This is a genomic window from Onishia taeanensis (assembly GCF_013349955.1).
Lineage (GTDB): Bacteria > Pseudomonadota > Gammaproteobacteria > Pseudomonadales > Halomonadaceae > Onishia > Onishia taeanensis_B.
Map to the genome: position 1 here is coordinate 163543 of NZ_JABVXC010000002.1, position 21798 is coordinate 185340.

The 21798-nt window shown below is 63.7% G+C and carries 18 protein-coding genes; 4 read left to right on the top strand and 14 right to left on the bottom strand.

Annotated features, from left to right (window positions below):
- Nucleotides 1-20 precede the first annotated feature (20 nt).
- Complete coding sequence (locus HUS66_RS03545; RefSeq protein ID WP_340162729.1) at nt 21-2429, bottom strand: ComEC/Rec2 family competence protein; 2409 nt, start codon at nt 2427-2429, stop codon at nt 21-23.
- 129 nt (nt 2430-2558) lie between these two features.
- On the opposite strand from HUS66_RS03545, the gene HUS66_RS03550 reads away from it, so the two are divergent.
- Nucleotides 2559-3116, top strand: a complete 558-nt coding sequence (locus tag HUS66_RS03550) for a DUF2062 domain-containing protein (RefSeq protein ID WP_175069588.1) — start codon at nt 2559-2561, stop codon at nt 3114-3116.
- Between the two features lie 97 nt (nt 3117-3213).
- Here the strand turns inward: HUS66_RS03550 and HUS66_RS03555 are convergent, their stop codons facing one another.
- Both HUS66_RS03555 and HUS66_RS03560 read right to left on the bottom strand, forming a co-directional pair.
- On the bottom strand, nt 3214-3924 hold the full coding sequence (locus HUS66_RS03555) for an ABC transporter ATP-binding protein (RefSeq protein WP_175069589.1): 711 nt from the start codon (nt 3922-3924) through the stop codon (nt 3214-3216).
- Nucleotides 3925-3950: 26 nt separating this feature from the next.
- Nucleotides 3951-5192: a lipoprotein-releasing ABC transporter permease subunit gene (locus HUS66_RS03560; RefSeq protein WP_175069590.1), complete on the bottom strand. Its 1242-nt coding sequence runs from the start codon at nt 5190-5192 to the stop codon at nt 3951-3953.
- Nucleotides 5193-5371: 179 nt separating this feature from the next.
- Between HUS66_RS03560 and HUS66_RS03565 the strand changes: the two genes are divergently transcribed.
- Together HUS66_RS03565 and HUS66_RS03570 are read left to right on the top strand one after the other, a co-directional pair.
- Nucleotides 5372-6496 (top strand): agmatine deiminase family protein, encoded by a 1125-nt coding sequence (locus tag HUS66_RS03565; protein ID WP_175069591.1) that lies wholly within the window; start codon nt 5372-5374, stop codon nt 6494-6496.
- 4 nt (nt 6497-6500) lie between these two features.
- A complete protein-coding gene (locus HUS66_RS03570) occupies nt 6501-7415 on the top strand; it encodes a carbon-nitrogen hydrolase (RefSeq protein WP_175069592.1) in 915 nt (304 codons plus the stop codon).
- 136 nt (nt 7416-7551) lie between these two features.
- Here the strand turns inward: HUS66_RS03570 and HUS66_RS03575 are convergent, their stop codons facing one another.
- From HUS66_RS03575 to HUS66_RS03590, 4 genes are all read right to left on the bottom strand, one after another.
- Nucleotides 7552-8499, bottom strand: a complete 948-nt coding sequence (locus HUS66_RS03575) for a Nudix family hydrolase (protein ID WP_175069593.1) — start codon at nt 8497-8499, stop codon at nt 7552-7554.
- 78 nt (nt 8500-8577) lie between these two features.
- Complete coding sequence (argJ, locus tag HUS66_RS03580) at nt 8578-9801, bottom strand: bifunctional glutamate N-acetyltransferase/amino-acid acetyltransferase ArgJ (RefSeq protein WP_175069594.1); 1224 nt, start codon at nt 9799-9801, stop codon at nt 8578-8580.
- 48 nt (nt 9802-9849) lie between these two features.
- Nucleotides 9850-12591 carry a preprotein translocase subunit SecA gene (secA, locus tag HUS66_RS03585; protein WP_175069595.1) on the bottom strand — a complete coding sequence of 914 codons (2742 nt, stop codon included), beginning with the start codon at nt 12589-12591 and terminating at the stop codon, nt 9850-9852.
- 90 nt (nt 12592-12681) lie between these two features.
- Nucleotides 12682-13026 (bottom strand): hypothetical protein, encoded by a 345-nt coding sequence (locus HUS66_RS03590; RefSeq protein WP_175069596.1) that lies wholly within the window; start codon nt 13024-13026, stop codon nt 12682-12684.
- Nucleotides 13027-13090: 64 nt separating this feature from the next.
- Here HUS66_RS03590 and HUS66_RS03595 point away from each other — a divergent pair, with 64 nt between their 5' ends.
- A complete protein-coding gene (locus HUS66_RS03595; protein ID WP_175069597.1) occupies nt 13091-13582 on the top strand; it encodes a DUF721 domain-containing protein in 492 nt (163 codons plus the stop codon).
- A gap of 289 nt (nt 13583-13871) precedes the next feature.
- Here the strand turns inward: HUS66_RS03595 and lpxC are convergent, their stop codons facing one another.
- The 7 genes from lpxC to murG form a co-directional block, all read right to left on the bottom strand.
- Complete coding sequence (gene lpxC / locus HUS66_RS03600) at nt 13872-14783, bottom strand: UDP-3-O-acyl-N-acetylglucosamine deacetylase (protein WP_175069598.1); 912 nt, start codon at nt 14781-14783, stop codon at nt 13872-13874.
- A 115-nt stretch (nt 14784-14898) separates the two neighbouring features.
- Nucleotides 14899-16074, bottom strand: a complete 1176-nt coding sequence (gene ftsZ / locus HUS66_RS03605) for a cell division protein FtsZ (RefSeq protein ID WP_175069599.1) — start codon at nt 16072-16074, stop codon at nt 14899-14901.
- Nucleotides 16075-16107: 33 nt separating this feature from the next.
- Nucleotides 16108-17379 (bottom strand): cell division protein FtsA, encoded by a 1272-nt coding sequence (gene ftsA / locus HUS66_RS03610; RefSeq protein ID WP_175069600.1) that lies wholly within the window; start codon nt 17377-17379, stop codon nt 16108-16110.
- A gap of 213 nt (nt 17380-17592) precedes the next feature.
- Nucleotides 17593-18303, bottom strand: coding sequence for a cell division protein FtsQ/DivIB (locus HUS66_RS03615; protein ID WP_175069601.1), 711 nt, complete (start codon nt 18301-18303; stop codon nt 17593-17595).
- A 6-nt stretch (nt 18304-18309) separates the two neighbouring features.
- A complete protein-coding gene (locus HUS66_RS03620; RefSeq protein ID WP_254628674.1) occupies nt 18310-19272 on the bottom strand; it encodes a D-alanine--D-alanine ligase in 963 nt (320 codons plus the stop codon).
- Nucleotides 19269-20681, bottom strand: coding sequence for a UDP-N-acetylmuramate--L-alanine ligase (gene murC / locus HUS66_RS03625; protein ID WP_175069809.1), 1413 nt, complete (start codon nt 20679-20681; stop codon nt 19269-19271). The genes HUS66_RS03620 and murC overlap by 4 nt, the downstream gene beginning before the upstream one ends.
- 43 nt (nt 20682-20724) lie before the next feature.
- The gene (gene murG / locus HUS66_RS03630; RefSeq protein ID WP_175069810.1) at nt 20725-21780 is read right to left on the bottom strand and encodes an undecaprenyldiphospho-muramoylpentapeptide beta-N-acetylglucosaminyltransferase; all 1056 of its coding nucleotides are present in this window, start codon (nt 21778-21780) and stop codon (nt 20725-20727) included.
- Nucleotides 21781-21798 lie beyond the last annotated feature (18 nt).

Genomic DNA, 21798 nt, shown 5'->3' on the forward strand with positions numbered 1-21798 from the left:
GGGGACGCTATGACCGTCATCTAGGGGCGAGATTCTACCCCATGGCAGCCGCCATCGACACCGCGTCGCCAGCTCGGTTGTCGCTCGGCGCTCACCAGGATCGGCTCGCCCGGGGTTAAGGTGACCGCCACCGCCCCGTCAAGCGCGGTATTCCAAAGGCAGCTACCCTGTCGGCGAAAGCGCCGCACCACCTCGGCGGCTGGGTGACCGAAACGGTTGTCACGCCCGGCACTGATAATGACTTGGCGAGGATTCGTCGCCGTCACGAAGGCCTCACTGGAGCTGGTGCGACTGCCATGGTGTCCGGCAACCAGCACGTCGATACGCTCGGGTAACACTGGCAGCAGGCGACGCTCCACTGCCTGTCCGGCATCACCGGTGATCAATACCGCCTTGTCGCCAAGACGCGCCAAGAGCACACAGGAGCGGTCATTCGCGGACCATTCATCGAGCGCCCCATCCGGCGGCCAGAGTATCTTGAAATCAATATCGCCACTGCTCCAGCGCTGGCCGGCGACGCAGTGGCGCGCCTGGTGCCCGATAGCCTCCCCGCGGGGCGCCAGCCATTCGCCCACCCGGTGATCGGCAAGCGCCGGCACGCCGCCCGCATGGTCCTGATCGCCGTGACTCACGATGACCCGCGAGAACGCCTGACCAGGAGGCCAAAGACCGGCGAGCGGCATGAAGCCAGAGCTGAACCGCGGCCCGGTATCGTACAAGAGTCGCGTCGTCTGAATGCCGTCATCCACACCGCCATCGACGCTCTCCTGGCGGGCTACATTCCTGGTCTCGTCGGCATCAGAGTGGCGGCTGGTACGAATGGGTGTACTCGGCGAGTCTGTTGTCAGTTCGATCGCCTGGCCCTGGCCCACATCATAGACCCGCATGCGCAGACTCCCCTGGGCCGGCAGCGGCGGTTCAAGGTTGAGCGACACGGCCACCATCAGCAGTGACACCGCCACCCGCAGTGACCGTGTCACACCAGCCAGCCCCCAGGCCAGGGCGACACCGGCAAGACACAGCGCCACCGGCAGACGTTGCCAGTCGGGCAGCACCAGCAACGGCATGACGGCCACGGCGTTTTCCAGGCCCGATTGCAGCCAGGTAGCCAGCACCTCGAAAAACTGCCAGCCGATATGGGCCAGGGGCGGCACCCCGCTTAACACCCAGATCAGCAGCCCCAGTGGTACCATCAAGATGCTGACCCAGGGGACTGCCAGCAGATTGATGATGGCCGACCCCGGCGCCAGCCGTCCGAAGGCGATGATCACGGCGGCGGACATTAATGGCGACAGCAGCAACTGAGTGCGCACCAGCGCCCAGGCCCAGCCCTTGAGCCCCTGGGGCCGGGAGCGCCCCTGCCAGATCAGGATCAGCCAGGCCACGGCCAGAAAGGACAGCCACAGCCCTGGTCGCCAGAGCGATAGGGGGTCGGCCAGCACGACCATCGAAAACGCCAGCCACCAGGCCTGCCAGGGCCCGGGTGCGTGACGACCACAGGCGACCCAGAGGCCGACCAGGGTCATGATCAGGGCACGAAACGCCGGCGGTTCGAGGCCCGCCAGCCAGGCATAGCCGCTCGCCGCCACGCCGGCCATGACCCAGGGCCAGACTGCCATGCGCCAGCGCCCGGGCGTGACACAGCGCGCCAGACCACGCATCAGCCATAACACGCAGGTCGCGACCAATCCCACATGTAGCCCCGACACCACCACCAGGTGCGTGGTACCGCTGGCATTCAGAAGCGCCCAGTCATCATCATTGAGTCGCTCGGCGGCGCCCAGCGTCAAAGCTGCCAGCCAGCGGCGGCTCAAGCCTTCGGGATAATGGCTATCGAGAAAGGTTAGGGCCGACTGGCGAAGTGAAAAAGGCGCGGCGGCCTGGCGCTCGGCCGGCGGCGCGTGTCGCACATAGCCGGTTGCGCCCAGCCCCTCACGCCACAGCCAGGCGCGGTAATCGAAGGCGCCGGGGTTGGCGAAACCCGATGGCGGTCGCAGCCGTGCCGTCAGGCGCCAACGCTCGCCTACCGCCATGGTGGGACCGCCATAAACCGACAACCGCACCCGCTTAAGGGCGTCACAGTCGGCGAGACCAGGTTGCTGGGGGTGGCAATCATCGACGGCAAAACGCAGCCGGCTCGCCGGATGACCTTGCTGATAGGAGAGAATGCGCCCCTCGAGCCGGAGATCCTGGCCGACAAGGCCTCGGGGCAGTTCGGCTTCCCGCGTCAGCAGCAGCGAGCCACCGACCACAGTGGCAGCAACGAACAGCACCAGATGAAGCCACTGACGGGGCAGCCGTGCCAGGATGAGCAGCCCCGCCACGCCCCAGGCCACCAGGAGCCCGTCCGGTGCTTGCATGGCGAGCCCGGCACCCACCATAGCGGCGATTGCCAACGGCATGCCGAGCCCACTGCGCATGGTACCCATGACAGACTTCGGCCCTCCCTGGCGCTGTCTTACCCCCGAACCGGCCGTAGCCGTGGCGAGGGGCATGGCTTGTATGGATAATGGCTGCGAATCCTGTGATCCGTACCATTCATCGCCTGCGAGCCTGCCATGCCGCGCCGCTTCCTACAGCGCTACATGCCCCACCCCGATGCCCTCAAGGGTAATCGCTCGCTGCGCTTCATGCGCCATTTGATCGGCGATGCCTCACTATGGATGCTGTCGCGCCGCACGGTAGCCAATGCCTTCATGATCGGCGTGTTCTGCGCCCTGTTGCCAATTCCCTTTCAGATGGTCTTGGCCGCGGGCGGCGCCTGCCTACTGCGCTGCAATCTGCCGCTCTCTATCGGGCTGGTATGGATCACCAATCCCTTGACCATGCCGATCATCTTCTACGGCAACTATCGGCTAGGCGCCTGGCTACTGGCCACGCCGCCCAGGGCAGCACCCGACACCCTATCGACGCAGTGGGTAGCCGAACAACTGGTCGATATCCTGCCGGCTTTGGCGCTGGGCTCGCTGGTCGCGGCGGTGGTCGCCGGCCTCGCCGCCAACGCCGGCATCCGCTTGATCTGGCGCTGGCAGGTCTCACGCAGCTGGCGGCGACGCCGCAAGGAGCGCCGCCTGCGCGCCGCGCTGGCCGGCAAAGCCCGCAGTAGCGACAGCTGATCACGACTACGAAACGAAGCCTGGGTGCTGGATGGTCAGGCCTGAATAGCCAAGGGTAGCGCTCCAGGCCCAACCATCTTCATATCTTCATCCCGCTTTAGCTGTCCACTGTCAACCGGCCGTCATCCAGCTTCATCACCCGGTCCTGGTGGGCGGCGAGGTCGGTGTCATGGGTCACCACCACGAAGGCACAGGCAGTCGTCTTGGCAAGCTCGTCCATCATCGCAAGGATGCTCGCAGCGGTGGTCTTGTCAAGGTTGCCGGTAGGTTCATCCATGAGCACCAGGCTGGGATCAGTAATCAATGCCCGGGCGATTGCCACCCGTTGACGCTCACCGCCGGAGAGCTCACCGGGTTTGTGATCGCTCCGCTTGGCCATGCCGACATGCTCGAGGATCTGTGCGGCACGCTGGCAGGCCTGCTTACGGGATTGCCCACGCACGATCAGCGGCAGCGCCGCGTTTTCCAGGGCAGTCAGCTCGGCTAACAAATGGTGGAACTGGTAGACGAAGCCGATATGGCGGTTTCGAAAGCGCCCCAGCTGGCTTTCTCCCAGCACGGCCAGAGACTGCCCCGCCACCTTGACGGAGCCAGCGCTGGGCCGATCCAGGCCGCCCAGCAGGTTAAGCAGCGTCGTCTTGCCCGAACCGGAACTGCCCACCACGGCCACCCGCTCCCCGGCGCACACCTCGAGGTCCAAATTCTCGAGTACCGTCACGTCCTGGGGGCCTTCATGATAGGTCCGCGTCAGTCCCTGGCATTCAAGCAGCACCTGGCCAGCCTTGGGGGAGGCGTGCTCCTCGGTCATGATTGTCTCCTTGCTCATCGAGGGCCTCATTCGTAGCGCAGCACATCAGCCGGCTGGATGCGCGAGGCACGCCAGGCCGGATACAGGGTAGACAGAAAGGTCAACACAAAGGCCGCCGAGGTAATCACGCCCACATCGGACCACTCCAGGCGAGACGGCAGATAGCTGATGAAGTAGACGTTGGCGTCCAGGAAATGGATGCCAGTGGCCGACTCGAACCAAGCGATCAGGTCGGCAATCGTCAGCGCTAGTGTCACCCCGACGCCTAGCCCGATCAGGATGCCGATGATGCCAATCGCCAGCCCCTGGACGATGAAGATACCCATGATCGAGCCAGGCGTCGCACCGATGGTGCGCAGAATGGCGATATCCGCTTTCTTGTCAGTGACCACCATGACCAGGGTCGACACGATATTGAAGGCAGCGACGGCGACGATCACGGTCAGCAGCAGGCCGATCATGCGTTTCTCCATCTGGATCGCCTGGAAGAGGTTGCCGTGGGTCTGGGTCCAATCGATACCGCGATAGCCTGGCCCCAGCTCATCGATGATCTTGCGCGTCTCGCCATGAGCGGCGAAGAGGTCATCGAACTCCAGCCGCAGTCCTCCGACGGCATCGCCCATCCTCGCCAGGGTCTGCATGTCGGCGATATGCGCATAGGCCAGACTGGCGTCCAGGTCGGCCCCGACGCTGAAGATCCCGCTCACGGTGAAGCGCTTCAGACGCGGGAAGACCCCGCCCGGGGTGATCGAGGCCTCGGGTACCAGCAGGGTAACGCGGTCACCGACCCCGACGCCCAGCCGCCTGGCCAGCAGCTCACCGAGCACGACCTTCCATTCTCCGGCTTTCAGGTCGCCGAGGCTCCCCTGCACCATATTCTCATCGATGATCGACACCTTGGCCTCGGCCTGTGGCTCGATGCCATTGACCATGGCGCCCTCATTGCGCCCGCCGATCGAAAACATGCCCTGCTGCTGCACGAAGGGTGCGGCGCCGATCACTCGCTCGCGCTGCATTAGCCGGTCAGCCAGCGGCTGCCAGTCGGTCATCCCTGAGGGCGCCTCGATGCGGGTATGGGGCACCATGCCCAGCACCCGGGATCGCAGTTCGTGATCGAAGCCGTTCATCACCGACAGCACCAGGATCAGCACGGCGACGCCGAGCATCAACCCCAGCATCGAGGTCAGGGAAATGAAGGAAATAAAGTGATTGCGTCGCTTGGCACGCACGTAGCGCAGTCCAAGCATAAATGGCAGACGGTCGAGCATCGCGATCGGTTCCTTGTCAGCGGGCGCTCATGGTACGGTTTTTTGCCTGGCGACGCATGCGTGGCGCGCGGAGCAAGGCGATTATCCCGAGAGGATCCCTTGCATCCCGGCAGCGCCCACCCTACATTGCGCCGTCCCCGGGGCAAGGCCCCGATGAGCATACCCGTGAGAAGACTGCGATGGCTAACCGCTTGTTCCCCGAATGGCACCCACAAGATGCCGTGCAACTGACTTGGCCGGGTGCCGACAGCGACTGGGCTCCCATGCTGTCGCGCATCGAAGCCACACTTGAGCGCATGGTCACGGCCATCGCCCGCTACCAGCGCGTGCTGATCAGCGTCGCCGATACCGCGACCCGGGCACGGCTGACGGACACCTTTGCCCACCTCGGTGTCCCCGCGCCAAGGCTCAGGTTCTGCGTGGTGCCAAGCGATGACAGCTGGGCCCGGGACCACGGGCCGATAGGGATCGAGCGCGATGGCCGCCTGACCCTGCTCGACTACCGCTTCACCGGATGGGGCGGCAAGTTTCCCGCCGCCCGAGACGATGCTCTGAACCGGTCACTGGCCGCTCAGGGTGTCTTCGCCGCCCCGCTAGAATCCCGCACCCTGGTACTGGAAGGCGGTGCCATCGAGAGCGATGGCGAAGGCACGCTGCTGACCACCGAGGCCTGCCTGCTCAACCAGAACCGCAACCCAAGCCTGGACAGGGCGGCGATCGAGGCCCGGCTCGCCGAGGACTTCGGCGTCACCCGAGTGCTGTGGCTCGCACACGGGCATCTGGAAGGCGATGACACCGACAGCCATGTCGATACCCTGGCGCGTTTCTGCGACCCGCAGACCATCGCCTATGTGCGCTGTGATGACCCCGATGATGCGCACTATGCGGCGCTTTGCGCCATGCAAGATGAGCTCAAGGCGCTGCGCCAGGCCGACGGTACGCCCTACCGACTGATCCCGCTGCCTTGGCCAAGGCCCTGCTTCGATCCAGAAGACGGTCACCGCCTGCCGGCCACCTATGCCAACTTCTTGATCATCAATGGTGCCGTGCTGGTGCCGGTCTATGGCGATGCGGCGGACAGCACCGCGCTTGACGCATTGGCCAGCGCCTTCCCCGACCGCGACCTGGTGCCCATCGACTGTCGTGAAGCCATCCGCCAGCACGGCAGCCTGCATTGTCTGACCATGCAGTTGCCCAAGGGCAGCCTGGCCGCCTCTCACCTTGCCAGCGCCGCCAGCCACGACGCTGACAACGATGCTGACAACGATGCTAACAGCGACGCAGCCGCTGACGTTCAGGAGTGATCGCATGTCCCAGACCCTAACCGTTGGCCTGGTCCAACAGCGCGCCTGGCCCGACAAGGTAAAAAGCCTCGATGAGAGCGAAGCGGGTGTCCGCGAACTCGCGGCTCAGGGCGCCGAGCTGGTGCTGCTCCAGGAGCTGCATGCCAGCCACTATTTTTGTCAGTACGAGGACCCGGCGGTATTCGACCTGGCCGAGCCGCTTGACGGCCCGACCGGCAGCCGGCTGGCGGCACTGGCCGCCGAACTCGATATCGTGCTGGTCGGCTCGCTGTTCGAGCGCCGAGCCGCCGGGCTCTATCACAACACCGCCGTGGTCTATGACCGGGCCCAGGGCGCCGTCGGCCACTACCGCAAGATGCATATTCCCGACGACCCCGGGTTTTACGAGAAATTCTACTTCACCCCGGGAGACGCCGAGGGCGTCGCCGCCGGAGACAGGCTGGGTGGCTTTGCGCCCATCGACACCTCGGTGGGGCGCCTGGGCCTGCTGGTATGTTGGGACCAGTGGTACCCGGAGGCGGCCCGCCTGATGGCCCTGGCCGGCGCCGAGCTGCTGCTCTATCCCACCGCCATCGGCTGGACGCCCGCCGACGACGACGCCGAGAAAACCCGCCAGAAGGACGCCTGGACGCTCATCCAGCGCGCCCATGGCGTTGCCAACGGTCTCCCGGTGGTGGTCGCCAACCGGGTCGGCCATGAACCCGATCACAGCGGCGCCAGCGATGGCATCGACTTCTGGGGGGGCAGCTTCGTCTGCGGCCCTCAGGGAGAACTGCTGGCCCATGCCGGCGAGGACAGCCAGCGGCTGCTGGCCGAGGTCGACATGCGCCGTGCCGAGGACACCCGGCGTATCTGGCCCTTCCTGCGCGACCGGCGCATCGATGCCTACGGCGATCTGACGCGCCGCTATCGCGACTAGGCGAAGGCTACGGGCACGCGGCTACCCCGGCGCCGCTCACTCGAAGCCCGGATCACCCCCCTCTATGAGGAAACCCCCACAGGCAAGGTCCATGGGGGTTTTCTTACAGCTTCCAGCTTCAAGCTTCCGACTGGGGTTACTTCCAGAAGTCGCGGATGGAAGCGATCCCCTGGGCACCCACGGCTCGCGCATGATTGGCATCGAAGCGGGTCATGCCCCCCAGCGCGAAGACCGGCATCGCCGCCGTCTCCACCAATTGCTGGAAGTCATGCCAGCCAAGCGGTGCCGCATCCGGATGGGTCGGCGTGGTGCGCAACGGCGATAGCGTCACGAAATCACAACCAATTCGGCCGGCCTGTTCCAGCTGCTCACTGTTGTGGGTCGAGGCAGACTGCCACTTGCCCTGGGCCAGCGGACGGCGCTCGAGACTCATCAGCCGCTCGCTGGTCAGGTGAATGCCATCGGCATCCACCTCATCGAGAAGCTCAGGCTCGCCATTGAGCAACAGGCGCGCCCCATGCTTACGGCACAGCGCCAGAGCGCCCTCGGCACGCGCTAGATAGGCATCGCGGTCCAACCGTTTGGCCCGCAGCTGAACCAGACGCACCTTGTCCTCGACCAGCGCCCGCTCGAGCTTGGTGAAGAAGACTTCCTCATCGTCCTCTTCGGCGGTGATCAGGCACTCTGTGGGCAGGATCACCGCCCGCAGGATCGGCAGGTTGGCCGCCGGGAAGGGATAGTTGAACAGGTCATTCTTGTCGACCCAGCGCACGGCCTGCCCCTCACGACCGAACGGCTCGCCAGCAAAGGCATGCACCTGCCAGACGTCGAGCAGGATATGCTTGTCGGGATACTCGTGATTGACCCGGATCAACGGCTGGGCACGCTGAATCTCGACGCCGAGCTCTTCATGCAGCTCGCGCTTCAGGGCCTCGAAGCCGGTTTCATAGGGCGCGAGCTTGCCGCCGGGAAACTCCCACAGGCCGCCTTGATCGACATTGGAGGGGCGCCGGGCGATCAACACCTGGGTCGTATCCTCGCTGACGATGGCGGCGGCAGCCACATGTACCCTTCTCTTGACCATTGTGTGTATTACCTTTCAAACATGAATAACGCGCGACCCGAGGCCCCTGAGGGGCACCCCGGCAACAACAGGCCAGGCCTAGCTGCGGTAGTCGGCGTTGATGGAGACATAGTCGTGGGACAGATCTGAGGTCCAGACGGTGGCCTGGGCTTCTCCGCGTCCCAGTCGAATGCGGATAGGGATCTCCTCGCCCGCCATCACGGCGCTGCCGGCGGCCTCCGTATAGCCGTCGGCGCGTCCGCCCTGCTCGACCAGACGCACATCGCCCAGGTCGATCACTACTCGATCGACATCGAAGTCCGCCACCGGGGCACGCCCCACCGCGGCCAAGATGCGCCCCCAGTTGGCATCCGAGGCATAGAGCGCGGTCTTGACCAATGGCGAATGCGCGACCGTAAAGGCCACGTCCAGGGCTTCCTGACGTGAGGCGGCCCCTTCGACGTCGAGGGTCACAAACTTGGTTGCCCCCTCGCCATCGCGAATGATCGCCTGAGCAAGCTCGACCAGCACCTCATCGAGGGCGGCGCGAAAAGCCTCGAGCGCTTCGTCGCTCTCAAGCGTCGCGCCCTGTCCGGTAGCCACCAGCATGCAGGCATCGTTGGTGGAGGTATCACTGTCCACGGTGATGCAATTGAAGGAGCGACTGACGCCATCACGCAACAAGGCCTCGAGCCGCTGCTGGGGAATGGCGGCGTCGGTCGCCACGAACCCGAGCATGGTGGCCATGTTGGGCTGAATCATCCCCGACCCTTTGCTGATGCCGGCGATGGTGACCGTCTCACCATCGATGGTGAGCGAGCGGGTCGCGCCCTTGGGTCGGGTATCGGTGGTCAGAATACCCTCGGCCGCATCCTCCCAGCCATCTTCGCGAAGCGCCTCGAGGGCCTGGGGCAAGGCTCCCAGCAGTCGCTCCATGGGCATTGGCTCGCCAATCACACCGGTCGAGAACGGCAACACCGACTCGCCTTCGACGCCGGTCAACCTTGCGAGCTCGTCGCAGCTGGCCTGGGCATCACGCATGCCGGCGGCACCGGTTCCGGCATTGGCATTGCCGGTATTGATCACGAAGTAGCGCGGGGCCAGGCCCCGCTCGCAGCGGGCCGACAGATGACGCTTGGCCACCTGAACCGGCGCCGCACAAAACGCATTGCGGGTGAAGGTACCGGCGACGCTGGCCCCTTCCGGCACATCGATCACTACCAGATCGCGACGCCCCGGTTTCTTGATACCCGCACTGGCGGTGCCAAGACGCAAGCCCTTGATCACCGGCATCTGCGGAAAGACCGTTTCCCCCACTGCCATGCATTTACTCCCTGTTGCGTTTCCCGCCGGCGATGATGCCGACAGCGATCAGTTAAGCGTGCCGTGACACTGCTTGTACTTCTTGCCGGACCCACAGGGGCAGGGTTCGTTGCGCCCCACCTTGGGCCCGTCGCGGCGCACCGGGCGACCATCGCCACCCTCAGCAGCCGACTGTTCGGCCGGCGCCTCGGCGGTGCCCGCCGCGGCATCGTCACGTCGGCTGGCGGCGCCGGCCTGCTCACGAGCCAGCGTCTCACGGCGCTGCTGTTCAAGCTCCTCGACCTCTTCCTGGCGACGCACCTGGACGTGACTCAGGATGCGCGTGATATCGGCCTTGATGTTGCTCAAAAGCCCCTGGAAAAGCTCGAACGCTTCGCGCTTGTATTCCTGCTTGGGATTCTTCTGGGCGTAGCCGCGAAGATGGATACCGCGACGCAGATGATCCATCGACTGGAGATGCTCCTTCCAACGGGTATCCAGCACCTGCAGCATCACCTGCTTCTCGAAGCGACGCATCAGGGGCTCGCCGACGGCGGCCACCTTTTCCTCATACAGCTTGCGATGCGCCTCATACAGGCGCTCGCGCAACTGCTCCTCGCTCAGGCGGGCATCCTCGGCAGACCATTGGGTCACCGGAGTATCGAGATTGAACTCGGCCTTGAGGTGGGCCTCCAGTCCGGCGAGGTCCCACTGCTCGGGCAGGCTCTGGGGCGGCACGAAGTCGCTGATCGCCTCGCCCAGGACCTCGTCGCGAATGCCCAGCACATTCTCGGAGACATCTTCCGCCTCGAGGATGTCGTTGCGCTGCTCGTAAATCACGCGACGCTGGTCGTTGGCCACGTCATCGTATTCGAGCAACTGCTTGCGGATATCGAAGTTGCGCCCCTCGACTTTCTTCTGGGCGCGTTCGACGGCATTGGAGACCATCTTGTGCTCGATGGCTTCACCGCGCTCGAGCCCCAGCGCCTGCATCAGCCGCTGGACCCGGTCGGAGCCGAACAGGCGCATCAGATTGTCTTCCAGCGACAGGAAGAAGCGCGTCGAGCCCGGATCCCCCTGACGACCGGAGCGACCGCGCAGCTGGTTATCGATGCGCCGAGACTCGTGGCGCTCGGAACCGACAACGTGCAGGCCACCGGCGGCCAGCACGGCATCGTGACGTTCCTGCCAGGCGGCCTTGATGGCTTCGATCTTGGCCTCATCGGGGCTGTCGAGCTCGGCGACCTCTGCCTCCCAGCTGCCACCGAGCATGATGTCGGTACCGCGACCGGCCATGTTGGTGGCGATGGTCACCGCGCCGGGGCGGCCGGCCTGCGCAATGATCTGGGCCTCGCTCTGGTGCTGCTTGGCGTTGAGCACGTTGAAGCTCATATTGGCCTTGCGCATCAGCCCAGCCAGGTACTCCGAGGTTTCGATGGAGGCGGTACCGACCAGCACCGGGCGGCCGGCCTCGGTCTCTGCCTGCACATCCTTGATGATTGCCTCGAACTTCTCCTCGGCGGTCATGTAGACCAGATCATTCTGGTCACGACGGATCAACGGCCGGTTGGTGGGAATCACCATCACATCCAGGCCATAGATCTGACGGAATTCGAAGGCCTCGGTATCGGCGGTCCCGGTCATGCCGGAAAGCTTGTCGTAGAGGCGGAAATAATTCTGGAAGGTGGTCGAGGCCAGGGTCTGGCTCTCGCGCTGCACGGTCACCCCTTCCTTGGCCTCGACCGCCTGGTGCAGACCCTCGGACCAGCGGCGGCCCGGCATGCTGCGCCCGGTGTGTTCATCGACGATCACCACCTGCCCGTCATCGATGATGTAGTCGATGTCGCGCTGGTAGAGGTGTCGCGCCCGCAGTGCCGAATGCATGTGTTGAAGCAGGTTGAGGTTCTGGGCAGCGTAGAGGGAGTCATCCTCACCCAGCAGCCCTTCGCCGCGCAGCAGAGCCTCGACCTTGTGGTGCCCTTCCTCGGTGATCTCGACCTGCTTCTGCTTTTCATCGAGTATGAAGTCGCCCTCCGGCGGCACGTCATCGTCTTCGCTGTGCTCGCCTCGCACCAGGTCAGTTGCCAGGCGATCGACCACTTTGTAGAGCTCGGTATTTTCTTCCACCGGGCCGGAGATGATCAGCGGCGTGCGCGCCTCATCGATCAGGATGGAGTCGACCTCATCGACGATGGCGTAGTGGAGCCCACGCTGAACCTTGTCCTCCAGTGAGAAGGCCATGTTGTCGCGCAGATAGTCGAAGCCGTACTCGTTGTTGGTGCCATAGGTAATATCGCAGGCATAGGACTGGCGCTTTTCATCGGAATTCTGGCCGGAATAGATCGACCCCACCGATAGATCCAGGCTTTCGTAGAGCGGGCGCATCCACTCGGCGTCACGGCGTGCCAGATAGTCGTTGACCGTGACCACGTGCACGCCCTTGGCCGGCAGCGCATTCAGGTACACGGCAAGGGTGGCCACCAGGGTCTTACCCTCGCCGGTTTTCATCTCGGCAATACGGCCGGTGTTCAGCGCCAGGCCGCCAATCATCTGGACATCGAAATGGCGCATCCCCATGACACGTTTGCTGGCCTCACGCACCACGGCGAAGGCCTCGGGCAGCAGGGCGTCGAGCGATTCCCCCGCCGCCAGACGCTCGCGAAACTCGCCGGTCTTGGCGCGCAGGGCGTCGTCGCCGAGGGACTCGAACTGCGCCTCCATGCCATTGATCTTGGCAACGACCTTGCCAAAGCGTTTGACCTCGCGGTCGTTCTTGGAGCCGACCACTTTGCGCAATAAATTATTGATCATGAAACGTCCGTTCTCTACCAAGTATCCGAATCCGGGCCTAGCACCTTGGCCAGGTACTGGCACCCACTATCCACCCAACGGGCGGGCATCTCAGACGACTTGGCAAGGAGGGCCGCGACGGGTCAACACATCATGAGCGGCGGCGGGAACCCGTACCACATGACGTGGCAGCGGGCGACGCGGCAACTGAAGGCGCCAGCGGCGCAGCGGCCGCCAACGACGCTGGCTCGCCTGACGACGGCTTTCAGCGCGAATGACCGCCGGCGCCAGCCAGCAGATATGTACCACCCGTTCGACCAAGCGCACGCCGTCGGCCTGCACCAGGCCCGCCGGCAACAGGCAGCCCACCAGCAAGCCTGCCAACCACCAGCGCGTGCGACGGCGCGAGGCCGTATCGGCAGGCCGACTTGGGCTAGCGTTAGTAGAGCCGTTCATGCTGTTGGAGGTCTCGCGGGCATGATAAATTGCCGGTTATCGATTGGCGTCAAAAGTGCAGCCCATGAGTATAAAGGTTAAGCGTTTCCGCGCCCAGCCCGTCACGTCGCTGCTCGGCGGCCGCGGTAAACTCGGCGGCCTGATGCGCATGGCCGGCCTGATTGACCGGGCCCAGCAGGAACTGCGCGAACATCTTCCCGAAGAAGTCCGCGACCACGTGTTCGTGGGCGGTTACCGGGACGGCAAGCTGACCCTGATTACCGATCGCGCGGTCTGGCTCACCTGGCTACGCTACGAACAGCCTCGATTATTGGAGCTGCTGAAACGACGACCGGAATTCGAGGCCGTGCTGGGATTTACGCTCAAGGTCCGCCCGATACGCCCTCCCAAGGCCCCGCCGCGCCATAGCCGGCGGCTTTCGACCAGCGCCGCCGGAGAAATTGCCAGCTGTGCCGAAGATACCGAAGATCCACGATTGAAACGCGCCCTGCAGCGCCTGGCCTCTCACGCCGACGACCATAACAAGCCCACGGATAACGACACGAAAAACGACTAGCCGAAATGGCTCGGCAGGAATGGCTCGGCAGGGCTAGCCCGGCCCGGGCGGTCTTGCAACACGCACTACCGATCTCGTCTCGACCTAGCCCGCAAGAGCTATCCTGCCAGCTGTCGCTCACGACTCACCCTGCCAGGCGTGCGAACGCGGGGTACTTGCAACGCGGAGTACCAGAAACCTACAAAAAACGCCGCTCCCCGAGAGGGAAACGGCGTCAAGCAATAACGTCAGCCATGGCTATCCTGCCTGCCAGAGTGACGACTCGGCGAAGAGGCGCATGCCCCGGGCGTCAGGCCATGGCCGGCGCCGCGTAGGAGATCGGAGAAGTCTGGTGCGCATCCTCGAAGGTCACCAACTCCCAGGCGTCAGTCTGCGCCAGCATGGCGCGACAAAGCTGGTTGTTGAGCGCATGGCCGGACTTCACGCCGCGGAACTCGCCGATCAAGCTGTGACCGAGCTGATAGAGGTCACCGATGGCGTCCAGCACCTTGTGCTTGACGAATTCGTCGTCGTAACGCAGGCCGCCCTCGTTGACGATGCGATAATCATCCACCACCACGGCGTTATCCAGGCTACCGCCCAGCGCCAGGTTCTGGGAGCGCAGGAATTCCAGGTCACGCATGAATCCAAAGGTGCGTGCGCGGGACACTTCCTTGACGAAGGAAGTGGTGGAGAAGTCCACGACCGCGGTCTGGTTGCGCAGCTCCGACACGGGATGGTCGAAATCGATGGAGAAGGAAACCTTAAAGCCGTGATGGGGCAGGAAAATGGCTTCCTTGTCACCATCGCGGACCACCACTTCGCGCTTGATGCGAATGAAGGTCTTGGCCGCCGCCTGCTCTTCGATGCCTGCCGACTGGATCAGGAACACGAAGGGACCTGCACTGCCGTCCATGATCGGAACTTCGCCAGCGCTCAGTTCGACGAAGACGTTGTCGATCCCCAGGCCCGCAAAGGCAGACATCAAGTGCTCGACCGTCGCCACCTTGACGTCACCCTGAGACAGGGACGTACACAGCGAAGTGTCGGTCACGAGGTTGGCATTCGCCGGGATCTGCACTTCGGGAGAGAGATCGGTACGAACGAAGATGACGCCGGTATTGACCGGTGCCGGGCGCAGGGTCAGACAGACCTTTTCGCCCGAATGTAGACCCACGCCAGTAGCGCGGATGGTGTTCTTGAGAGTACGTTGCTTAATCATGGGCAATCGCCGAGCCGTGATATGTAGTTATCAAACAGTGTTCACTATACCATCGAACGAATGTTTCAACAAAGAAAACTCACCCCGGCGAACCCTATGTCAACAATAGATTGCCTCAATCGGCTTGACGACGCAGAAATGCCGGGATATCCAGGTAGTCATCCATATCCTTGGCCTTGCGCTGGTCGGCGCGGGCCTTGGCGGCTTCCTGGTCGGCCGTCTTGGCGGCCTGCTGACGCATCACTGCAGGCTGCTGCTGCAGAGTGCGATAATCGGTGGCCTCAGGACGTGAGGCTGCCGTTTCACGCGGGGCGGAGGCTGCCTTGGGTGCGCGACCATCGAGACCCGCCGCCACCACGGTGACACGCAGCTCGTCGGACATTTCCATATCAATGGAAGTTCCGACCACGATGGTGGCATCCTGAGAAGCAAACTCCTGAACCGTTGCACCGACGTCGTTGAACTCGCCGATGGACAGATCCGGACCTGCCGTGATGTTGACAAGAATACCGCGGGCACCGTGCAGGTCGATATCCTCGAGCAGCGGGCTACGAATGGCCTTTTCTGCGGCCTCACGCGCACGGTTCTCGCCGGTAGCACCACCGGTGCCCATCATCGCCATGCCCATCTCGGACATCACGGTTCGCACGTCGGCAAAGTCGACGTTGATGATACCGGGGCTGGTGATCAGCTCGGCGATCCCCTGAACGGCGCCCAGCAGCACGTCATTGGCGGCGCTGAAAGCGGTCAGCAGGCTGGCGCTCTTGCCAAGCACCGACAGCAGCTTCTCGTTGGGAATGGTGATCAGCGAGTCGACGTGCTCGGAGAGCTCTTTCATGCCCTCCTCAGCCGCGCGCATGCGCTTGGGCCCCTCGAAGGGGAACGGACGCGTCACCACGGCGACGGTCAGGATGCCAAGCTCCTTGGCCACCTGAGCGACCACCGGTGCACCGCCGGTACCGGTGCCACCCCCCATGCCGGCGGTGATGAACACCATGTCGGCACCTTCCAGCAGTTCGGCGATCCGCTCACGATCTTCCATTGCTGCTTGGCGACCCACCTCGGGATTGGCACCCGCACCAAGCCCCTTGGTGATCTCGCTACCCAGCTGGAGAACGGTCTTGGCGGCCACTCGCTTGAGGGCCTGAGCATCGGTATTGGCACAGATGAACTCCACGCCCTCGATGTTGCTCTCGACCATGTGATTGACGGCATTGCCACCGCCGCCACCAACACCGACCACCTTGATGACCGCACTGCTTGAAGGTGCGTTATCAACCAGTTCGAACATATGCCCCGTCTCCTGGACCGCATGCGGTCCGTGTCAGAAATTTCCTTTGAACCAGCCCTTGATTCTCTCTAGAGCCGGCATCGCTTCCTTGAATCCCCGGGAGACGTCCTCCCTCTTCGGCTGCGCCGAAACGACCCGGCCCTGCCCCTGCCTGGCATCACGCATGCCGTAATGTAGCAAACCGACTCCTGTCGAATAAATCGGGTTGCGCACCACATCGGCGAGCCCTCGCACGTTTTGGGGGCAAGCGATACGCACAGGCATGTGGAAGATCTCTTCGGCAAGCTCCACCACGCCTTCCATGCGTGATGTCCCACCCGTCAGCACCACCCCAGCCGCGACCAGGTCTTCGAATCCACTGCGGCGCAGCTCTTCTCGGACTAGCGTAAACAGCTCCTCATAGCGCGGCTCCACCACCTCGGCCAGTGCCTGTCGCGACAGGTCACGTGCTGGGCGGTCGCCGACGCTTGGCACCTTGATCATTTCATCGCTTGCGGCCAGCTGAGTCAGCGCGCAGGCATACTTGACCTTGATGTTTTCGGCGTACTGGGTCGGCGTACGCAACGCCATGGCGATATCATTGGTGACCTGATCACCGGCAATGGGAATGACCGCCGTATGCCGAATCGCCCCCTCGGTGAAGACCGCTATATCGGTGGTTCCACCGCCGATATCGACCATGCAGACACCCAGCTCACGCTCATCTTCGGTGAGTACCGCATGACTCGATGCCAGCTGCTCCAGAATGATCGCATCGACTTCGAGGCCGCAGCGACGCACGCATTTCTCGATATTCTGGACGGCATTGAGCGCCGCCGTCACCAAATGTACCCGCGCCTCCAGACGCACACCCGACATCCCCAGCGGCTCGCGAATTCCCTCCTGGGTATCGATAGCGAATTCCTGAGGTAACACGTGCAGCACACGCTGACCTTCGGATATCGCCCTTGCCCGAGCTGAGTCAATCACTCGCTCGATGTCGGAAGAAGACACTTCACGGTCCTTGATGGCGACCACGCCATCGGAGTTCATCGAACTGATATGGCTACCGGCAATGCCGACATAAACCGAATGAATGTCGCAGCCGGCCATTAACTCGGCTTCCTCGACGGCCCGTTGAATCGATTGAACGGTCGATTCGATATTGATCACCACGCCCTTCTTCATCCCCCGAGAGGGATGCGAACCGATGCCGGCAATTTCGATGCCGCCATCGTCGCTGGGCTGACCGACGATCGCCACCACCTTGGATGTTCCGATATCCAGCCCGACTACCATATTGGAAGCGTTGGAATGTCCTGCCATGGGTCGGGAATACTCCTAGAAACTGTCCGGATGATCATCCGTGAATCTGCAAAAAAGTTACATTGAGGCAATTATAGGAACAACTACCCCACTTTCACCACCCCAGCATAAAAACATGCCACACAATAAGCGGTTTTTTCACGGAAAGAAACACCTTGAACTCCCAGCTGGCGGGAGCTGCACCGAAAAAAGGTGTCTGCCCTCATTAAATCTTCACGGCTCGACGGGAGCGGTCTCGCCATGCCAGGCAACCGCTACGCCGTTGGGGTATCGCAGGTCGATGTAGCGAATTTGCGACGCTTCACTGCCCAATTGACGCCGCCAAGCGGACTCGAGTCGTGCCAGCCGGGCCTCCCGATCGCTACGGCCGAGCATGATCCAGACACCGCTACCAAACTGCATCCGCCAGGCCCCTCGAGGCTCGAGGCGCAGCTGACGAATATCGACGCCCAGCGTCGCGAGCTGTTGCCGCAAACGATCATAATAGGCAAGGACTTCTGCTCCACTTCCATCCGGCCCGGCCAAGTCGGGCAGTCCCTTGGGGGGGGGCACCGAACCGAAAGCGAAGGGCTCGCCGCGGGGGTTGAGCAGTTCATCGTCATGCCAGCGTGCCACCGGCTCCTGCTCGAAGAGCTCCAGGGTCAGGGCATCAGGCCAGCGACGCGACACCCTCACCTCGTCGAGCCAGCCTATATCACGCACTCGCTGGCGCAGCTCGCCGAGATCAAGTGCCAGCCACGACTGCCCTTCGACCAGCGGCGCCAGTTGGTCTCGCAGGTAATCGGCGTTGACGTGCTCGAGTTCGCCACGGATCGATACTCGCTCAATGGGACGGTCCAGCCACAGCCACATCACGCGACCACCGGCCACCAGCAGCACGATGAACAGAATCAGACCCAACCATGGCCCTCGGGAACGCTCCATTACCGGTCAGGTCTCCCGCGCAGCGTTGAGGCTGCTTTCGAGAATGCGCAGCACCAGTGCATCGAAGCCGATACCGGCATGCGCCGCCGCCTGCGGCACCAGGCTATGATCGGTCATGCCCGGCACGGTATTGGCCTCGAGCAACCAGAACTGCCCGTCGGCATCACGCATCATATCGACGCGCCCCCACCCCTTGGCGCCGATAGCCTCGAAGGCGCGACGGCTCAAGTCGCCAAGCGCCGCTTCGTCTTCGCTAGAGAGCCCGCAGGGCAGATGGTACAGGGTCTCGTTGGACAGGTACTTCGCCTCGTAGTCATAGAAGCCGCTAGGGACTTCGACCCGAATCGCCGGCAGCACGCTGTCGCCGAGCAGCGACACCGTATATTCAGGCCCTTGGACGAAGCGTTCCGCCATCACGGCCGCATCGAAACGCGAGGCGTCACGGTACGCTGTCTCGAGGGCTTCGGGGCTCTCGACGATGGCGATGCCAATCGTCGAGCCCTCATGCACCGGCTTGACGATCAGCGGCAGACCCAGCGTCTCGCAGACGGACTGCCAGTCGGAGGCGGCATTCAGGGTCAGGCTCTCTGGCGTGGGCAGCCCGGCATTGTGCCAGACGGCCTTGGTGCGCTGCTTGTCCATGCCCAGCGCCGAGGCCAGTACACCGCTGCCGGTAAAGGGGATCTCGAGCAGCGATAACGCCCCCTGCAGGGTGCCGTCTTCGCCGACACCGCCGTGCAGGGCGATGAAGACCCGGTCCGGCGCCAGCGCCTGCAGGCCAGGAAGGCCACTCTCGGCCAGATCATAACCAATCGCATCGACGCCGCTGCGCTTGAGAGAGGCAAGGATCGCACTGCCGCTGATCAGCGACACCTCACGTTCGGCGGATGCACCTCCATAAACGACCACCACCCGACCAAAGCGCTCGGCGCCCACGTCTGGCTTCGTCATCATTGCATCATTGGTCATAGCACCACCTTATCGAGCTCGAGGCGTTGTTCGGCGAGACCCAGCGCGATTCCACCGACATCGCCGGCACCCTGGGTGATCAGGATGTCGTCGGGACGCAGAATGCGCTTGAGCAGATCGGGAAGTTCCGCCTTGTGTTCGACAAACAGCGGATCGACCCGGCCACGCTGACGGATCGAGCCGGCGAGGGTCTTGCCCTCGGCGCCGGGAATCGGCGTCTCGCCGGCAGCATAGACATCCAGCAATACCAGCGTATCGACCCCAGACAGCACCCGCACGAAGTCCTCATACAGATCACGAGTACGCGAATAGCGGTGCGGCTGATAGACCATCACCAGTCGCCGCTTGGGCCAGCCGGCACGGATCGCCCGAATCACCATGTCCACTTCTCGGGGATGGTGGCCGTAATCATCGACCAACATGACCTCGCCCTCACCGCTCGGCGCCGGAAATTCACCATGCACCTGGAAGCGGCGCCCGACGCCAGCAAAGCTGGCCAGGCCGCTGAGGATAGCGGCGTCGGAGACACCGGCATCGCAGGCAACAGCGATCGCCGCCAGGGCATTGAGGGCATTGTGTTCACCCGGCATCGCCAGGCGTACCGCCAGCGGCGACTGGCCGTCCGGGCGCAGCGCGGTGAAACGCACTTCACCGGCCTCCTGGACAAACTCGGTGATGCGGTAGTCGGCGTCTTCGCTGAAGCCGTAAGTGACGAACTGGCGATGCACCTGGCTCAACAGCCCACGCACGTGTTCATCGTCGATGCATAGCACGGCCAAACCGTAGAAGGGTAGATTGTGCAGAAACTCGACGAAGGTGCCCTTGAGGCGTTCGAAGTCGCCGCCATAGGTGCTCATGTGGTCGGCATCGATGTTGGTGACGATGGACACCATCGGCTGCAAGTGCAGGAAGGAAGCATCCGATTCGTCGGCCTCGGCGACCAGATAATCACCTTCGCCGAGGCGCGCATTGGTACCAGCGCTGGTCAGCTTGCCACCAATCACGAAGGTCGGATCCAGCCCGCCCTCGGCCAACAGCGTCGAGGTGATACTGGTGGTAGTGGTCTTGCCATGGGTGCCGGCCACCGCGATGCCGTGGCGAAAGCGCATCAGCTCGGCGAGCATCTCGGCGCGACGCACCACCGGCACACGGTGTTCCTGGGCCCAGCGAATCTCGGGGTTCGACGGGTCGATGGCGGTGGACACTACCACTACATCGGCCTGCTCGACGTTCTCGGCGGCGTGCCCCAGCGCCACACGGATGCCGCACTGGCGCAAGTGGGCGACCACCGGGGATTCCTTCACATCGCTACCGCTGACTTGGTAGCCCTGATTGGCCAGCACCTCGGCGATGCCACACATGCCGGCGCCGCCGATGCCGACGAAATGAATGCGCCGGATGCGGCGCATGCCAGGCCCACGGACGTCACCGCCGGCCAGCGGGGATTGCTTGCTATCGTTCACTGTCTATCTCCATGCAACCGGCCACCAGGCGATCGACGGCATCCAGCCGAGCGTTGGCTCGGGCGCGGCTCGCCATGGTGGCCAGGGTATCGGGGACCAAGAGCGTCTCGAGCCGCGCGGCGAGCGCGGCCGGCGTGATCTCGGCCTGAGGCATCAGTTCACCGGCGCCGACATCCAGCAGCACCCGGGCATTGGCGGTCTGATGGTCATCCACCGCATGCGGGAAAGGCACCAGCAGCGCGGGCTTGGCGGCCGCTGCCAGCTCGGCCACGGTCAGGGCGCCAGCGCGACATACCACCAGATCGGCCCAGTCATAGGCTTCTGCCATGTCATCGATGAAGGCGCTGACCTCGGCGGTCACGCCCTGCTCGGCATAGCTTTCGCGAGTTGCCGTGTCCTTGTCGCGCCCAGCCTGATGACGCACCTCGGGTCTTTGTTCCGCCGCGAGCTTGGCCAACGCCGCCGGTAGCTGATCGTTGAGCGCCTTGGCGCCCAGCGACCCCCCCACCACCAGCAGGCGCAGCGGGCGGCTGCGCAGCGTGGCCACGTCGCGGGGAGTTTCACCCAGAGCGGCAATATCGGCGCGCACCGGGTTGCCGATCACCTCGGCGCGACCGGGGAAAGCCCCCGGAAAGGCGGCATAGACCCGTCGCGCTAGCCGCGAAAGCGCCTTGTTGGTCATGCCGGCCACGGCATTCTGTTCGTGAATCAACAGCGGACAGCGGGTCAGCCAGGCGGCCAGGCCGCCCGGACCACTGGCAAAACCGCCCATGCCCACCACCAGGTCCGGCTTGAAACGGGCGATTACCCCCCGGGCCTGCCAGATGGCTCGACTCAGCCGCCAGGGTGCCGACAGCCAGCCCGCCGGCCCGTTGCCGCGCAGCCCGGCAATATCAATCTGGTGAAGCACAATACCGGCCTCGGGTACCAGGCGATTCTCGATGCCCCGCGGGCTACCGAGCCATTCGACGCGCACGCCACGGGCCTCGAGGCCGCGAGCCAGCGACAGCGCCGGAATCACATGCCCGCCGGTGCCGCCGGCCATGATCAGCACCCGCTCAAG

Coding starts and splice junctions, on each gene's coding strand:
- ftsZ (WP_175069599.1), bottom strand. CDS start 16,074: ATGTTCGAACTGGTTGATAACGCACCTTCAAGCAGTGCGGTCATCAAG.
- HUS66_RS03615 (WP_175069601.1), bottom strand. CDS start 18,303: ATGGAGCGTTCCCGAGGGCCATGGTTGGGTCTGATTCTGTTCATCGTG.
- HUS66_RS03555 (WP_175069589.1), bottom strand. CDS start 3,924: ATGACCGAGGAGCACGCCTCCCCCAAGGCTGGCCAGGTGCTGCTTGAA.
- HUS66_RS03595 (WP_175069597.1), top strand. CDS start 13,091: ATGAGTATAAAGGTTAAGCGTTTCCGCGCCCAGCCCGTCACGTCGCTG.
- murG (WP_175069810.1), bottom strand. CDS start 21,780: ATGGCCGGCGGCACCGGCGGGCATGTGATTCCGGCGCTGTCGCTGGCT.
- secA (WP_175069595.1), bottom strand. CDS start 12,591: ATGATCAATAATTTATTGCGCAAAGTGGTCGGCTCCAAGAACGACCGC.
- HUS66_RS03620 (WP_254628674.1), bottom strand. CDS start 19,272: ATGACCAATGATGCAATGATGACGAAGCCAGACGTGGGCGCCGAGCGC.
- ftsA (WP_175069600.1), bottom strand. CDS start 17,379: ATGGCAGGACATTCCAACGCTTCCAATATGGTAGTCGGGCTGGATATC.
- HUS66_RS03545 (WP_340162729.1), bottom strand. CDS start 2,429: ATGGGTACCATGCGCAGTGGGCTCGGCATGCCGTTGGCAATCGCCGCT.
- HUS66_RS03570 (WP_175069592.1), top strand. CDS start 6,501: ATGTCCCAGACCCTAACCGTTGGCCTGGTCCAACAGCGCGCCTGGCCC.
- HUS66_RS03550 (WP_175069588.1), top strand. CDS start 2,559: ATGCCGCGCCGCTTCCTACAGCGCTACATGCCCCACCCCGATGCCCTC.
- HUS66_RS03565 (WP_175069591.1), top strand. CDS start 5,372: ATGGCTAACCGCTTGTTCCCCGAATGGCACCCACAAGATGCCGTGCAA.
- argJ (WP_175069594.1), bottom strand. CDS start 9,801: ATGGCAGTGGGGGAAACGGTCTTTCCGCAGATGCCGGTGATCAAGGGC.
- HUS66_RS03560 (WP_175069590.1), bottom strand. CDS start 5,192: ATGCTCGACCGTCTGCCATTTATGCTTGGACTGCGCTACGTGCGTGCC.
- HUS66_RS03590 (WP_175069596.1), bottom strand. CDS start 13,026: ATGAACGGCTCTACTAACGCTAGCCCAAGTCGGCCTGCCGATACGGCC.
- lpxC (WP_175069598.1), bottom strand. CDS start 14,783: ATGATTAAGCAACGTACTCTCAAGAACACCATCCGCGCTACTGGCGTG.
- murC (WP_175069809.1), bottom strand. CDS start 20,681: ATGCGCCGCATCCGGCGCATTCATTTCGTCGGCATCGGCGGCGCCGGC.
- HUS66_RS03575 (WP_175069593.1), bottom strand. CDS start 8,499: ATGGTCAAGAGAAGGGTACATGTGGCTGCCGCCGCCATCGTCAGCGAG.